This is a genomic window from Flavobacterium sp. (assembly GCF_040383245.1).
Lineage (GTDB): Bacteria > Bacteroidota > Bacteroidia > Flavobacteriales > Flavobacteriaceae > Flavobacterium.
On the sequence record NZ_JBEIDX010000004.1, the window covers coordinates 88,302 to 103,320 of the forward strand.

The window sequence follows — 15,019 nt, forward strand, 5'->3', positions numbered from 1 at the left end:
ATAAATATGTTATTTGCAAATCTAATTTTAAAATTAATCAATCTTAAAAAGGAGTTGTATGAAATTCTTAGATTATTATTCTAAGGCTCTTTTAGTTACATAATAACGCCATCCAATAAGTGCCAATTGCCATTTTTTAGCTTTGGCAATATCAAGTTGCTTTTTACTAAAACTAGGTAATAGTAACTTGTTAATCTTAGCTAAAATTTTAAATAGTGAATTCATTATCGTAATAAACTAAAGTGTCCTTTTGCAATTCTACCATTATCTACATAAATAATATACCAGTAGTCATCTGCAGGTAGTTTAGCGCCGTTATAAGTTCCATCCCAACCATCGCCAACAGCAGTGATTTGCTTGACGATTTTACCATATCGGTCAAATATTCTTATATATGATTTAGGATAAAATTTAAAATTTGCCCCTCTAATATTCCAAAAATCATTGTATCCATCTCCATTTGGAGTAAAGAATTTAGGCGCGCCAAGTACTGAAATGTCTTCTTTAGCAATACCACAGCCATTCATGTCTTTTACATAAACGGTATAAAATCCCATATCCAGATTTTGAAAATAATTGGATGTTTGATAAGTTCCATTAGTACTTTCAATACTATAAACATAATTTCCATTTCCGCTCACAATTACTTCAACAGTATTATTATCGGTTAAATCAACAATATTGATTTGATCTATAGTAGCAATTATAGAAGCGATTACTTTTATTGGTCTTGTTTGGCTGCAACCTGCGGGAGTTGAAACTACAACAGAGTAATCGCCACTTTGAGAAACGGCTAAACTGTATTGGGTAGCATTAGGAATAACTACATTATTCAAATACCATTGGTAAGTGTAGCTATTTATAGGTGTACCCGGGAGTACTCCTGCATTAATAGTTACATTAAAAGTGGGTAGGTTGGTACAAACTATTTCATCGTCTTCACCAAATGAATTAAGATCAATTTTAGGTATTGGATTTACTACAAAATTTATTGTACTTGTTGCTTTACAACCCAAATTAATAGGATTACTAATTGCTGCAGTTACATCTTGTGTAGCTGAATTAAATGGATTTGGTAATTGTGCCAAAACTTGTCCATTTGCCAATGTATATGAAATATTCATTCCGGTTTGAGTTCCCAAAAGAGTATTTTCAATAGTTGATGTATCAAAGGATAAAATTCCATCTTGCATCGCTGGATTATTTATTTCGTCATCACATCGAACTAATTGTGATAATTGTGCTGCAGAAAGTGGGAATATTTGCGGCAAATTATCTACAAAAAAAGTTATTGTTCCCTCATCATAACAAGGTCCGTTGGTTGCTTGTGTAAGATTATTAGTAACTCGCACCGTTATTGTTTGTGTTGTATTTACAGTAAATGTTGGGATAGGATTAATTAAATTCCCTGTTGCATCATAATAGGTAACTGTTTTATTGGTTTGTCCATTTAAAATAGTTGCATTTAGGGTAGAGGTGTCAAAAATGTAAATTCCATCATAATTGTCATCACAATGTCTGATTGTATTAGTTGGATTTATTGCAGTAGCAATTGGTAACGCTTCTACATTTAAGGTCACAAAAGGTCCCAATCCATAACAACCTTGAAAGTTATTACTGTCAATTCTAACATAAATTTGCTGTTGGTTAACAATGGTATTTCGGTAAGCAAATTCGTTTACGGCATTAACTTGAGCTAATGCATCTGCTTCATTTGCATAGTATTTTATTGTTGTATTTGGAGGTATAATTGCATTGATATCATTAGTAACACTGCTAAAATTAAATACAGAAGTACCATCAGTATCTAAAGAAACTCCAGCAACTGCATCATCACATAAGGTAAAGGATCTTTGGAATGTTGCTGCGTTAATTTGAGTTGCAGAAACAATTAGATCAATTTGTGAAACACTAAAACAACCATTAAAGTTTTCTACTCGTACCCAAACTGTTCCAAATAAATTAACAGTGAAGGCTAAAGGATTGTTTATTTTGACTAAAGGATCATTTGTACTTGCTCCAGTTTGTGTAGTGAAATAAGTGAAAGTTTCACTAGCATAATTAGATGAAATTTGTGGATTGTTAACTGTTAAATTAATATCAGAAATTCCATCAGTATCCGTATCACATTGCTTTATTGTGATTGGGCTAGTAAGTACTGGTAATGCAAAGGTAGTTAAAGTTGCTGCTGCTGAAATCATATCACAACTGTTGCCATTTTTTGATAATATTACTTTGTATTGGTAGCCGCTCATTGATGGGCTTACAGTTGAAATAATTAGTGTGTCTGTATTAGCACCTGAGTAAATAGTGTTGTTTGTTATATTAGCCCAAATTGTTCCATTGAAAACTTGCCATTGGTATATGTTGACAGGATTTGTAATAACGGAAAAGGTAGCACTTTGATTCTCACAAGTAATAAAATTTTGAGGCTGGGTTGTTATAATTATTGGGGCACTAGTAATATAATCTGAACTTGGATTAATATATGTTACGCCACTAGTAACAACACCATTGACATCAACTGTTGGCGGAACAATAGTTCCAAGCGTTCCGGCACCACTATCAAACTGGGTGTATCCTACTTCAATAACATCTAAGCAGCCATCGTTATCGCTTTCTGTGTCTATATAATTATTAAGAGTATCCGAATCGGTATTTGCAATTGTGTAATTTAGAATACTTGTATCAATACCAGTTTCTAATGGATCAGCTAAACCATTTAACCCAAAGTTATTGCCGTCAATTACTCCATTTAAATTTGCATCAATAGCTCCTGAACCTGATTCATTTAAGTCGAATATTCCGTCGTTATCCGAATCTAAATCTAAATAATCAGTTACTACGTCATTATCTGAGTCTATAGGTGTTAAACCGGTTCCAAACGCATCATCTAATCCATCTTGATTGGCATCTACTCCCGAATTTGGAATTATTGTAGCGCCTTGTACTTCAATTGCATCAGGAATACCATCATTTTCTGAATCAATATCATTTTGGTCAGGAACACCATCTAAATCTGAATCTTTAGTTACGCAGGTTGCTTTTATCATAAAGGTTGCTTTATCAGAATCGGCATCAGATAGGTTACTGTGTGTAAAAATAAGAGAGTTAGAGTAATTGGTTTCAAATTTAAATGTTCCTGTGCCAGCAGCAAGAGGAGTAGTACTATTCAATCGGAATCGAATTTCAAATGAGGAATATTGAGTTATTCCACTTTCATAAATCCCATCGTAATTTGTATCAATTAATAATTGATTTGTTGGATTTAATACTGTGATCGTTTTATTTATCGGAGAATTAATTATAAAACTTCCGTTAGAATTTAATAAATCAGAATTATTAGCAGTCGTTATGTATTCGAAGTTTAATGAAATTGGCTGGTTAAAGATCATTTCATATTTAACCTGATTGGTTCTACCTGCAGGTAATTCAGTTACAAAACTTCCATCAGCACTTCCTACAAAAGGAGTCGGGCTTGCAGTCCCAACTGTAGTTATAGTTCCGGTAAAGGAATTCGAATAGCTTGAAACAGAAACTGTTCCGGCAGCAGGGTTTAATAATGAAATCGTTTGGTCACCATTAGATTCTGAACAATTTGTAACGCCATCATTATCATTATCTATATCAATATTGTCAATAATGCCATCATTATCGGAGTCTAAAGCGCAAGAACTAACAGGAATTTCATCTGAAAAATAATCAATAGAACATGCAGATAATGAGGCTTTTATCTTATAATTACCAGGCTGTAATGGCGTATAAGTATTTGAGTTAGCTCCTGGAATTGGAGTTCCATTATAATACCACTGATAGGAATCAAAGTTGCTAATTGTATTTACATTTAAGTTAATATTTGGTATACAGTTAGATTGTGTAGTAGTAACAGGTTGAAAAACTATTTCAGGTTTAAATGTAAATCCAGAATAAAAACCACCATAAGTAGCAGCTCCACTTGACCCGTAGTAAGATACATAAACCTGTTCTGTTGAAAACACAGATACATTCCCAGTAAGGCCTTCTATAGTATAGGTTTCATAGTCAGAGTTTCCAGTAACATTTAATGGACCATTTAATGATAGGTTTGAGGGTAAAGTTGTTAATGTGTAGTTTACACCATCAATAATAAATGTTAATGTTGCTCCTGTTTTGGTAACGATACAAACTGTTCCAGTAAAATCTGTCAAACTTCCTACTTCATTTATTAGTGGAATATTATTAATTGATTTTGGTGTTTGACAACTTAATGGTGGAACAAAATGCATATTTTGATTAGCTTGTTGGTCAGATCCACCAATACCCTGATAGGCAAAAATATTTTTTGAACTTTTTACATATAAATTACCATTTGCAGAAAAGTCAGATCCACTTAAGGCTAAATATTCTCCTGAATTAAGGGTTATAAAAGGCGTAGTACTCCCGTTAAGAAAAATATCTGTATTGTCTAAATCAGCAATTAATAGAGGTCTTTCGGTTACATCAAGTCCAGATCCTTTGATAAAAATATATTCCATTCCTGTTCTTTCAACAGATACAATTTGGTCCATACCTAAATCAAGGTTTGTGGATGTTCCATTACTACCGGCAAAAGATCCACAATTAACTGCAATTGGCTTGTCGGATGATATTAAAGCACCAATTAATGCGTCTCTATTTTCATTTGTTGGCCCTTGAACTGCTATTGCAAAACTTTCACCAGCATTTAATGTTATTGGAGCAGGATTACTTCCAGCCGCAGTATCATTTATTAATTGTACGCCAGGTTTAATATCTGCAAATGTAATGGTTGTATTATTTTCAGTTGCTAAAATAGTTGCAAAAGTGTAATGGTTTGAAGTAGTTGCTGAAACACCAGTGTTAATAAAACCGCCAATTCTAAAATGTGTCCCAAGTGCAGCACTACCTTTAGAAACTATCCCACCAGCTTGATAATTTAAAGGTGTAGAGGTTAATCGTACATTGGCATATATTAAATCTTGTGCATTAATAATATAACCTTTATTGTTTTTAATTGTATTGACATCACTGCTAGAAATTAATAGTTGGGAGTCAAATCCATTACCAATATTGTAGATGTAAGGATTGTCTCTACTGACAGTTCCAGAAATAATTGCACCTCCAATTTCTTGAATAACAAAGTTTATTGCAGTTTCACTTGGGCAAGAAATATAAATATATTGACCTTGTGGCTCCTGACTATCAGAATTTGAAAGAGGTGGAATATAATGTGTTTTACTAAATTGTGAAAAACAATTAAATGTCAAACATAAGTTTAGTAAAATTGTTAGTAATAAGGTTTTTTTCATTGGCTAAAAGTACTATTTTTTTGAAAAGCAATTACAGAATATATAAATTCTTTAACACTTGTTTTAGAAATATATTTTAAAATAAAATAGGACTTTGAATTATCATAATACTTTAATATTTATTAAGTAATTTTAATCTCTTTTAGGTGTATTTTTTTTATTTCTTTTTTCTTCTTTTTTTTCTTTTGCAGTTTTAAGAGGTTCCTTTTTTGTGTTTTTTTTTGCATCCTGACTTTTTGCCATCTTATTTTTTTATTTAAATTTTAATAAATGTAAATATAATATTTTTTTAAGAGAAATTTATCTTAATTTATTATCCGTTTTTTAATTATTTTAGCAAATCAAAATACAATTATGATTTCTGAAATACAATTCCAAAATGAACTTCAATTAATTATTCAAAATGCACTTCGTGAAGATTTGGGAGATGGCGATCATTCCTCACTTGCGTGTATTCCAAATTCTGCACAAGGGAAAGCTAAATTATTAGTGAAAGATACCGGAATTATTGCTGGTGTGGCCTTTGCCAAAATGATTTTTGAATATGTCGATCCAAAATTAAATATAGAAACTTACATTAACGATGGGGAAGAAGTTACTAATGGTGATGTGGTGTTTGTAGTTTCGGGTAATTCTCAATCAATATTAAAAGCAGAACGGTTGGTTTTAAATTCAATGCAACGAATGAGTGCTATCGCAACCAAAACAAAAAGCTATGTAGATTTATTAAAAGGAACACAAACTAAAATTTTAGATACTAGAAAAACAACACCAGGATTTCGTGCTTGTGAAAAATGGGCAGTTAAAATTGGTGGTGGAGAAAACCATCGGTTTGCTTTGTATGATATGATTATGCTTAAAGACAATCACAATGATTTTGCTGGAGGAATAACAAATGCTATCAATAAAACTAAAGAATATTTGAAGCAAAATAATAAAGATTTAAAAATTATTGTTGAAGCTAGAGATTTGGATGAAGTAAAAGAAATTCTTAGTAATGAAGGCATTCATCGTATATTGTTAGATAATTTTAATTTTGATGATACTAAATTGGCAGTTGCCTTAATTGGAAATAATTGTCAATCAGAATCTTCAGGAAATATTAACGAAAATACCATTCGCAAATATGCAGAATGTGGGGTGAATTATATTTCATCTGGTGCTTTAACGCATTCGGTTTATAACATGGATTTAAGTTTAAAAGCTATCGAATAATGAGTATCGAAATAGAAAATAAATTAGTAAGAATTCCGGTTATTAAACAACTGGTTCAGCTTGGAAAGTCAATTAAATTGCCTTGGCTTCACGGCTTGTCATTTTATGATTTATTAGAACTTTATTTTATAGGAATTATAGAGGGAGCTGTTTCGTATCGCGCTGCAGCCATAGCCTTTAGTTTTTTTATGGCTCTTTTTCCTTTCGCCTTATTTATTTTGAATCTTATTCCTTATATTCCAATAACTGGTTTTCAGGATGATTTTATGGATTTTGTGCATCAAAGTTTGCCACCAACAACCTTTGAGGCTGTTTCAAAAATTATTAACGATATTTTACATAATAGTCATTCGGGGTTGATTTCAACTGGATTTTTTATGGCAATTTTTTTAATGGCTAATGGTGTCAATGCAATTTTAGGCGGCTTTGAAAGTTCACATCATGTTACTTTAAAAAGAAAATTTATTGGGCAATATCTAATTTCATTAGCACTCTCAATTATTCTTGCATTACTGTTAATCATAACGGTTGCTGCCATTGTAATTTTTGAAGTTTTTATTCAGAAATCGAAAATTCAAGATGTACTTTCAGATAGTATTCCTTTAATTGAAATGGGGCGTTATGTCTTTTTAATACTAATGATATTAATTACAACTTCTATATTATTTAAATTTGGTACAAAACAAGAAACTAGACGCTCTTTTTTTTCAATTGGAGCTGTTTTAACAACAATATTGATTATTCTATCCTCATATTTTTTTGGAATATGGGTTGTTAAATTCTCAAAATATAACGAACTTTACGGTTCAATAGGAACACTATTAATAGTAATGTTTTACATTTGGATTAATAGTATGATTCTACTCTTAGGTTTCGAACTAAACGCAAGTATTAATTATTTAAAAAAAATCAATTCAAAATGACAGCAAAAATTTGTAAATTCAGTAGTAAATCTCTTTTTGTTTTTTTATTAGTTTCTCAATTTTCATTTTCTCAAAATATTATTGGAAAATGGAAAACTATTGATGATGAAACAGGTAAAGAAAAATCAATTGTAGAGATTTTTGAAAAAAATGGAAAAGTATTCGGTAGAATTTTAGAAGTATTGGACCCAGAAAAAAAGAATAAAAAATGTGAATTGTGCGAAGGGGAAGATAAAAATAAGTCGATTCAAGGACTTGTTATTATTAAAGGTTTAACAAAAGAAGATGATGAGTATTCAAATGGGAAAATATTAGATCCAAAAAATGGAAAGTTATATAAATGTTCTATTTCTTTAGAATCTAAAGACAAATTAAAAGTGAGAGGCTATGTAGGAATTTCATTAATTGGAAGAACTCAATATTGGTATCGAGCAAAAAGTTAATATTTTGTATTAGAAGATAAAGCAGCTCTAAATCCCTATCTTAAAACTATAATGCATTTCATCGAAGTTCTTTTACCGTTATCCTTAGCTAAAACTTTTACCTACAGTGTTTCTGAAGCAGAGTATAACTATATTCAAAAAGGAGTTCGTGTTGCGGTTCCATTTGGGAAAAACAAAATATACACCGCTTTAGTAATTGATCTTCATCAAATTCCACCTACTTTATATGAAGCTAAAGAAATACATCAAATTTTAGATGAAAATCCAATTGTAAATGAATATCAAATTGCACATTGGCAATGGATTGCTTCCTATTACATGTGCGCTATTGGCGATGTGTTTCGAGGCGCAATGCCATCTGCTTTTATTTTAGAAAGTGAAACTACTATTTCATCTCAAAAAGAAACTGCGGTTGAAATAAGTGAATTGTCCGATGAGGAATTCCTTATTTACGAAGCGTTACAACAACAAAGTTCCTTGAAGGTTCAGGATATTATGTCGATTTTGAATAAGAAAAACATATTTCCAGTTGTTCAAAAATTATTGCATAAAAATGTTTTATCACTTCAAGAAGAAATACAAGAAGAATACAAACCAAAATTAGTTCGTTACATTCGATTGAATGAAGAATATTCGAACGAAAACAAATTAGTTTCTTTATTGGATTCTCTAAAAGGAGCAAAACAAAAAGAAGTTTTAATGCACTATTTTCAGTTGCAAGCAGTAGAGAAAAAACCAATTTCTGTAAAGCATTTAACCGAAACCGCTCAAACTTCGGCGGCAATAATTAAAGCATTAATCGATAAAAACATCTTTGAAGAATATTATCTGCAACACGATCGAGTAAATTTTGATTCAAATAAAACTGCTTCAAATTTACTATTGAGTGAAGCCCAAGGCAAAGCCTATTCTGAAATTATTGAAAGTTTTAAAACTAAAGAAGTTTCCTTATTACACGGAATTACTTCTTCTGGAAAGACCGAAATTTACACTAAACTTATTGAAGATTATTTAGCTCAAGGAAAACAGGTTCTTTATTTGCTTCCTGAAATTGCTTTAACTACCCAATTGGTTTCTAGATTGACCCAGCATTTTGGTAATGAAGTGGCGGTTTTTCATTCCAAATATTCAAATAACGAACGCATTGAAGTTTGGAATCAAGTTCTTGAAAAATCGGATAAAGCAAAAATTGTAATCGGAGCGAGGTCGGCTTTGTTTTTGCCGTTTTCTAATTTAGGATTGATAATTATTGATGAAGAGCACGAACAAACTTTTAAGCAGCAAGATCCTGCACCAAGATACCATGCGCGTGATGCAGCTATTGTTTTGGCGCAAGCTCAAAAATCCAAGGTTTTATTGGGTTCTGCAACGCCAAGTATAGAAACTTATTTCAATGCGCAATCAGGTAAATTCGGATTGATCTCTATCAAAGAGCGCTACGGTAAAGCACCTTTGCCTGAAGTAGAGTTGGTAGATTTAAAAGAAAGCTACTTCAAAAAAAGGATGAAAGGTCATTTTAGTTTGACTTTAATTGAGGCTATTGCCGAAGCATTGTCTGCTGGCGAGCAAGTAATTCTTTTTCAAAATAGACGTGGATTTTCTCCTGTTTTAGAATGTATTACCTGCGGACATATTCCTCAATGTACGAGTTGCAATGTAAGTTTGACTTACCATAAATTCAAAAATCAATTGCGATGTCATTATTGCGGGTATTCAATTGCTAAACCAACAAAGTGTCATGTTTGTTCGAGTGTTGACATCACCGCAAAGGGTTTTGGAACTGAACAAATTGAATTGGAGTTAGCTGAGTTATTTCCTACAAAAAACATCAAGCGAATGGATCAAGACACCACTCGTGGTAAATACAGCTTTGAGAAATTAATTGATAGTTTTAAAAATAGAGAAATAGATATTTTGGTTGGAACACAAATGCTAGCCAAAGGATTGGATTTTGATAACGTAACTTTGGTTGGAATTATGAATGCCGACACTATGTTATACCATCCCGATTTTAGAGCTTTTGAAAGAAGTTTTCAAATGATGACTCAAGTTTCAGGGAGAGCTGGTAGAGCTGATAAAAAGGGAAAAGTGATTATTCAGACCTATAATGTGAATCACAATATTATTCAACAAGTTACTCACAATGATTACGGCTCAATGTATAAAGAGCAACTTTATGAGCGCTTAATTTATAAATATCCACCTTATTTTAGATTAGTAAAACTGACTTTAAAACATAAGGATTTTGATAAACTAAAAGAGGGTTCAATGTGGTTGTATCAGGTGTTGAGTCAAAATTTACAAATCCCTGTGCTTGGTCCAGAAGAACCAGGAATTAATCGTATTCGTAATGAGTACATACGAACGATAATGGTTAAAATTCCTCAAGAAGGAGCGTTAGTTTCAACTAAAAAAGTTATTCAGAAAATGCTAAATAGCTTTGAAGCTGTAGCTCAATATCGATCTATAAAAGTAACCGTTAATGTAGATTTTTATTAATCGATGTAGAGGGCTTTAATAAGATCTTCTTTTTTATTTCTACTTAACGGAATTTTTGTAGGACCTATTTCGGCAAATTTGCTATTAAATCGTTCTACTTTCTCTATATTTATGATATACGACTTGTGAACTCGAATAAATTTTTCGGCAGGTAAATCCTTTTCAAAAGATTTCATTGTTGACAATACTAAATGAGAATCCTCTTCGGTAACTACTTTTACATAATCACCATAGGCCTCAATCCATTTGATTTTTCTAATGAATATTTTTAATTTTTTGAGATTACTTTTTATAAAAATATGATCTCCTTCTTCCTCAAAACTTTCTTTTTTTAATTGACTAAAATCTAAAGCTCTTTTTATAGCAGAATAAAATCGATCCTGCAATACGGGCTTTAATAAATAATCTGTTGCATCATAATCAAATGCTCTCAAGGCATGTTCAGCTTTGGCAGTAATAAATATTATTTGCGGTTTTACTTTTAAGCTATCAATAAAATCAAAACCATTAATAACGGGCATTTCAATATCTAATAAAATTAAATCTATAGAATTTGAGCTAAAGCAGTTTTTTGCTTCTAATGGATTTGAAAAATCCCCAACCAATTTAAGATTAGGATGGTTATTAACTAATTTAGTTATAACTATTCTTTGTAAAGTACTGTCGTCAATTACTACACAGTTTAATTTCATTATTAGTTAATTTATTGATTTTGTTTAGCTAATATATTTTTTAATAATCGGAGAACCTAATCTTTGTAGTTTTTTTTTGTTTTTTAGCGATTAATATCAATAGATGCTTGTTTATTAATAAAAATTACTTACTTTTGCACCCAATTTTATATAATTAAAAACATATTTATTATGAATCATTACGAAACTGTTTTCATCTTAAATCCCGTTTTATCTGAAGTTCAGGTAAAGGAAACAGTAAGCAAATTTGAAGATTTTCTTACAAGCAGAGGAGCAAAGATGGTATCAAAAGAGGATTGGGGCTTAAAAAAATTAGCTTACGAAATCCAAAACAAAAAAAGTGGTTTTTACCATTTATTTGAATTCCAAGTGTCACCAGAAGTATTAATTGCTTTTGAAACTGAATTTAGACGTGACGAAAGAGTGATGCGTTTCTTGACTGTAAGTCTTGATAAACACGCTATATCTTGGGCAGAAAGAAGAAGAGAAAAACTTAAAGTAGCAAAAGCTTAATCATGGCAAATTTACAACAATCAGCTTCAGGAAAAAAAGACGGAGATATCAGATATTTAACGCCTTTGAACATAGAAACTAACAAAACTAAAAAGTATTGTCGTTTCAAAAAATCTGGAATCAAATACATTGATTATAAAGATGCAGATTTCTTATTAAAATTCGTTAACGAGCAAGGAAAAATTCTACCTCGTCGTTTAACAGGAACTTCATTGAAGTATCAAAGAAAAGTGTCAGTTGCTGTGAAAAGAGCACGTCACTTAGCTTTAATGCCATATGTAGCCGATTTATTAAAATAATTTAAAATCAACAGTTGTTGGTTTCTCCAATAAGGGAACCTAACTTCTATAATTAAGGACAACAACATGGAACTTATATTAAAACAAGACGTTCAGAACTTAGGATTTAAAGACGATGTAGTTACAGTAAAAGCTGGTTATGGTCGTAATTTCTTAATACCACAAGGATTTGCTCAATTAGCTACTCCTTCTGCTAAAAAAGTTTTAGCTGAAAATTTAAAACAAAAAGCGCACAAAGAAGCTAAAGTTGTAGCTGATGCTCACAAAATTGCTGAAGCTTTAAAAGCTTTGGAAATTAAAATTACTTCTAAAGCAGGTGGTGAAAAATTATTTGGTTCTGTAACAAACATTGATATTGCAGAAGCTTTAGAAAAAGCTGGTCAAACTATTGAAAGAAAATTCATCACTAGTGGAACTGTAAAAAGAACTGGTAAATACACTGCATCAATAAGATTACACAGAGATGTAGTAGTTGAATTACCTTATGAAATTGTAGCTGAAGTTTAATAACTTTCTACTATAAATTAAAAAGTCTCGATGTAAATCGGGACTTTTTTTATAAATCATTAATTATGAAATATAAAAGATTAACCAAAGAGCAATTTGAAGAATTGCACCAAGAATTTGCCACTTTTTTAGCAACTCAATCTATTGATAAAAACGAATGGGATGAAATTAAAGTGAAAACTCCAGAAGTTGCTGAGCAAGAGTTGGATGTATTTTCTGATTTGATTTGGGAAAACGTATTAACAAACGCGCAGTATTTAGAACACTTTTCTAAAAATCATATTTTCTTATTCCATTGTCAAGAAAATCATATTGATTCAATGGTGATTAAATCGTTAGTTTCTGATGTGGATTTTTTACAAAAATCGGGAATGGAGTGGTTAAGTGATAATTTATTTACGGATACCGTTGAAATGCTTACTGGAAAAAAAGGGTATGACGGAGATAGAAATGCTTCAATATTTAATTTAATTAAGGAAGGCGCTATATTAAGTGACGGACAATTGTATCTTCAAATTAATTCTATTATTCAATAGTTTTTTCTATTTAAATTCAAAATAAATGGCTATTTTAGTACGCGAAACGAACTAATTAGCCATTTCTTTTTTTATGGAAATTCAAATAAAAATTCAGCAATTACGAGAGGAGTTAAACCAACATAATCACAATTATTATGTTTTGGATCATCCAACAATTTCTGATTTTGAATTTGATTCGAAATTAAAGCAACTTCAGGATCTTGAATTGCAGCACCCCGAATTTTTTGATGAAAATTCCCCAACACAACGCGTTGGTGGAGCTATTACTAAGAATTTTCAAACGGTAGTTCATGAAAATCGAATGTATTCTTTGGATAATTCCTATTCAAAAGAAGATTTGCAAGATTGGGAAACCAAAATTCAAAAGGTTTTAGGAAACGTACCATTGCAATACACTTGTGAGCTTAAATACGATGGAGCTTCCATTTCGATTACCTATCAAGATGGTAAATTACTTAAAGCGGTTACTCGTGGTGATGGTTTTCAAGGGGATGATGTGACTAATAATATTAAAACTATTCGTTCGATCCCGTTACAATTACAAGGTAATTATCCTCAAAAATTTGATATTCGTGGCGAGATAATTCTTCCGTTAGAGGGATTTGAAAAAATGAATCAGGAATTGATTGAAATCGGAGAACAACCGTATTCAAATCCAAGAAATACCGCTTCGGGAAGTTTGAAATTACAAGACAGTGCTGAGGTTGCCAAGCGACCTCTTGATTGTTTATTGTATTTTATTACAGGTAATAATTTACCTTTTCAAACTCAATATTCTGGATTGGAAGCTGCAAGAAACTGGGGATTTAAAGTCCCGAGTCAATCGAAGTTAGCTGCTAACTTAGACGAGGTTTTTGAATTTATCAACTATTGGGATCTGCACCGCCATGATTTACCTTATGAAACGGATGGTGTGGTAATAAAAGTAGATAATTTTAATTTGCAAAATGAATTAGGATATACCGCAAAATCACCTCGATGGGCTATAGCTTATAAATTTAAATCGGAGCAGGTAACAACCCAATTAAATTCCATTTCATATCAAGTTGGACGTACTGGAGCTATAACTCCGGTTGCCAATTTAGAGCCTGTTCAATTAGCGGGAACAATTGTAAAACGAGCTTCATTGCATAATGCTGATCAAATAGAAAAATTAGATATTCGAGTTGGAGATACCGTTTTTGTAGAAAAAGGAGGGGAGATTATTCCGAAAATTATAGGTGTATCACAAAGAGGAAGTCAGGCAGCGCCAACAAAATATATTACCCATTGCCCAGAATGTAATTCGGAGTTAACACGAAAAGAGGGCGAAGCCCAACATTATTGCCCAAATTATTATGGTTGTCCACCACAGATTATAGGTAGAATTCAGCATTATATTTCTAGAAAAGCAATGGATATTGAGGGCTTAGGTGGGGAGACTGTAGCCTTATTGTTTGAAAACGGATTGGTAAAAGACTATTCTGATTTGTATGAATTAACGGTTGATCAAGTAATTCCATTGGAGCGAATGGCTCAAAAAAGTGCTGAAAATTTGGTTAATGGAATTGAAAAATCAAAAGAAGTTCCTTTTGAACGCGTATTATTTGCACTTGGAATCCGCTATGTTGGAGAAACTGTGGCAAAGAAATTAGCTAAACATTATAAATCAATTACTGCTTTAAGTCAGGCCTCGTTGATGGATTTAATTTTGGTGGATGAAATTGGTGATCGAATAGCTCAAAGTGTAATTGAGTTTTTTGAAAATCAAGACAACATAAAGATTATCGAAAGATTGCAATCGTTTGGAGTGCAATTTGAAATTATTGAAAAATTCAATCCCGATGCGACTGATAAATTAGTTGGAAAAACATTTGTGGTTTCTGGAGTTTTTGAATTATTCTCAAGAGATGATTTGAAAAAATCTATTGAGGACAATGGAGGTAAAGTAGGAAGTTCTATTTCAGCTAAAACCGACTTTGTGGTAGCTGGAGATAATATGGGTCCTGCTAAATTGGAAAAAGCGAACCAATTAGGAATTCCGATAATTTCTGAACAAGATTTTGTAGAAATGATAAAAGGGTAACGCTTTGCATTACCCTTT

At 31.7% G+C, this 15,019-nt stretch carries 12 protein-coding genes; 9 read left to right on the top strand and 3 right to left on the bottom strand.

The genetic code is table 11. The features are described 5' to 3' along the window. Positions 1-75: 75 nt before the first annotated feature. Both ABWO08_RS03275 and ABWO08_RS03280 read right to left on the bottom strand, forming a co-directional pair. The gene (locus tag ABWO08_RS03275) at positions 76-225 is read right to left on the bottom strand and encodes an SsrA-binding protein (RefSeq protein ID WP_353083624.1); all 150 of its coding nucleotides are present in this window, start codon (positions 223-225) and stop codon (positions 76-78) included. Beyond that, positions 225-5,306, bottom strand: a complete 5,082-nt coding sequence (locus tag ABWO08_RS03280) for an FIDD domain-containing protein (RefSeq protein WP_353083625.1) — start codon at positions 5,304-5,306, stop codon at positions 225-227. The genes ABWO08_RS03275 and ABWO08_RS03280 overlap by 1 nt, the downstream gene beginning before the upstream one ends. A 354-nt stretch (positions 5,307-5,660) precedes the next feature. Between ABWO08_RS03280 and nadC the strand changes: the two genes are divergently transcribed. From nadC to priA, 4 genes are read left to right on the top strand one after another with little or no spacing between them, the layout of a single operon-like run. After that, positions 5,661-6,521 (top strand): carboxylating nicotinate-nucleotide diphosphorylase, encoded by an 861-nt coding sequence (gene nadC, locus ABWO08_RS03285; RefSeq protein WP_353083626.1) that lies wholly within the window; start codon positions 5,661-5,663, stop codon positions 6,519-6,521. Continuing rightward, positions 6,521-7,444: a YihY/virulence factor BrkB family protein gene (locus ABWO08_RS03290; RefSeq protein WP_353083627.1), complete on the top strand. Its 924-nt coding sequence runs from the start codon at positions 6,521-6,523 to the stop codon at positions 7,442-7,444. The genes nadC and ABWO08_RS03290 overlap by 1 nt, the downstream gene beginning before the upstream one ends. Next, entirely contained in the window at positions 7,441-7,887 is a 447-nt protein-coding gene (locus ABWO08_RS03295; protein ID WP_353083628.1) for a DUF2147 domain-containing protein, read from the top strand. The genes ABWO08_RS03290 and ABWO08_RS03295 overlap by 4 nt, the downstream gene beginning before the upstream one ends. A gap of 51 nt (positions 7,888-7,938) precedes the next feature. Further along, positions 7,939-10,386: a replication restart helicase PriA gene (priA, locus tag ABWO08_RS03300; RefSeq protein WP_353083629.1), complete on the top strand. Its 2,448-nt coding sequence runs from the start codon at positions 7,939-7,941 to the stop codon at positions 10,384-10,386. Here the strand turns inward: priA and ABWO08_RS03305 are convergent. Then, on the bottom strand, positions 10,383-11,078 hold the full coding sequence (locus tag ABWO08_RS03305; RefSeq protein ID WP_353083630.1) for a LytR/AlgR family response regulator transcription factor: 696 nt from the start codon (positions 11,076-11,078) through the stop codon (positions 10,383-10,385). The genes priA and ABWO08_RS03305 overlap by 4 nt on opposite strands. A 171-nt stretch (positions 11,079-11,249) precedes the next feature. Between ABWO08_RS03305 and rpsF the strand changes: the two genes are divergently transcribed. The 5 genes from rpsF to ligA all read left to right on the top strand — a co-directional run bounded on the left by rpsF (position 11,250) and on the right by ligA (position 15,001). Continuing rightward, complete coding sequence (rpsF, locus tag ABWO08_RS03310) at positions 11,250-11,591, top strand: 30S ribosomal protein S6 (protein WP_353083631.1); 342 nt, start codon at positions 11,250-11,252, stop codon at positions 11,589-11,591. Between the two features lie 2 nt (positions 11,592-11,593). Next, the gene (rpsR, locus tag ABWO08_RS03315) at positions 11,594-11,890 is read left to right on the top strand and encodes a 30S ribosomal protein S18 (protein ID WP_136152299.1); all 297 of its coding nucleotides are present in this window, start codon (positions 11,594-11,596) and stop codon (positions 11,888-11,890) included. A gap of 66 nt (positions 11,891-11,956) precedes the next feature. Further along, positions 11,957-12,397, top strand: a complete 441-nt coding sequence (gene rplI / locus ABWO08_RS03320) for a 50S ribosomal protein L9 (RefSeq protein ID WP_353083632.1) — start codon at positions 11,957-11,959, stop codon at positions 12,395-12,397. A 65-nt stretch (positions 12,398-12,462) separates the two neighbouring features. After that, complete coding sequence (locus ABWO08_RS03325) at positions 12,463-12,933, top strand: DUF6495 family protein (protein WP_353083633.1); 471 nt, start codon at positions 12,463-12,465, stop codon at positions 12,931-12,933. Positions 12,934-13,006: 73 nt separating this feature from the next. Next, complete coding sequence (gene ligA / locus ABWO08_RS03330; protein WP_353083634.1) at positions 13,007-15,001, top strand: NAD-dependent DNA ligase LigA; 1,995 nt, start codon at positions 13,007-13,009, stop codon at positions 14,999-15,001. Positions 15,002-15,019: the final 18 nt, after the last annotated feature.